Raw genomic sequence first — 1,385 nt, forward strand, 5'->3', positions numbered from 1 at the left:
TTACGCAACGTGCCGGAGACGAAACCTTAGAAGAGTGCAGCCTTACAACAAAACCTGTTACCTTTGATGCATAGCCTACCAACTATAAAGGCTGCACTCTTCTTGCGGTAACTTCTAGCCAGTCTCTTGGCATGTTCTTCACGCTGCCTACTTATTTTAAGGTGCTGTCTACCTAGTCTATTAATTGCTTTTTTACGATTGGATGAGCCTTTCTTTTTTCGGGAAACCCGACGTTGATAAAATTTTAATCGTTTTTCGCCTTTACGATAGAATCTTGGGTTAGATTCTGAGTATCCATCAGAGTCGGTGTAGAACTCTTTTAATCCTACATCTAGCCCAACAGTGAAACCAGTAGCTTCTAACTGTTCCGAGTTATCTACTTTGACACAAAACTGAACGTAGTAACCATCAGCTCTTTTTACAATCCGAACTCGTTTAATTAGCTTTTGGTCGAAACGCCATAAGTCCCAGGTGCCCTTGAGTTTGACCTGTCCGATCCCTTTTTTGTCGGTGAACTTTATGAACTTCTTATCTGAAGATAACTTCCATCCAGATTGCTTATACTCAACTGACCTAGAATGCTTTTTAAAACGAGGGTAACCTTTTTTCCCAGGTACCTTTTTCTTGCAGTTGTCGTAGAACCGCTTAATAGCACGCTCTACATTTTCTACAGAGGCTTGACAAGCATGGCTATTGAGGTCTTTGACGAATTCAAACTCTTCTCTTAATTGAGTGTTATATCGATAGAGTTCTTTCTTCCCCGTTCCGCGATTATCCATCCAGTACCGAAGTACCTTGTTCCGGACAAAGCGAGCCGTTCTAATAGCTTCATTTATTGCTAATTTTTGAGGCTCTTTTAGAACAGCCTTGAACTCCATGACCAGCACTCAAAATCACCTCCTCGTTCCGCTCAGTTTGCTTACTATTATAGTCTACAATCTACTGTTAAAATTCCGGATTTTTAGGGAATAAATTCCCGTTCGGGCTAACCCCATAGATAGAATCTAGGGGCTTGCGCCCTCAGGTTTTTCGGTCAACCCAATCCGGAAAGAGGTATCCGGCAATGCCCAACCTAGTAGCACTTCCTCTCCATCAAGGTTAATTTTACCAAAAAAATTGGGTTTAAAGCCCCGTCCTTTTAGGACGGCTTTTTTTTTAAACTTTTTATTGACAGTTTGTACTAGGTGTGCTACTATACAATTCTAAATAATAAACTTTTAAACTAAATAGATACTGTCTAAACATAAGTAGGCAACGTAAAAAATATGTAGAGCGTACATATTGCGTAATTGGGTCTAACGACTTAAATGTTTATGAAAGATTTAGATAAAAAAGTATCTAGTTAAAGCGATGCAGCGCGGTCTTGGGGGTTTCCCCCACTCGAG

General features: G+C 40.4%; 1 protein-coding gene. It reads right to left on the reverse strand.

Going from position 1 to position 1,385, the window contains the following annotated elements:
• Positions 1–26: 26 nt before the first annotated feature.
• A complete protein-coding gene (locus F6K49_RS49375; protein ID WP_293110084.1) occupies positions 27–887 on the reverse strand; it encodes a transposase in 861 nt (286 codons plus the stop codon).
• Positions 888–1,385 lie beyond the last annotated feature (498 nt).

Source organism: Moorena sp. SIO3I6, assembly GCF_010672095.1.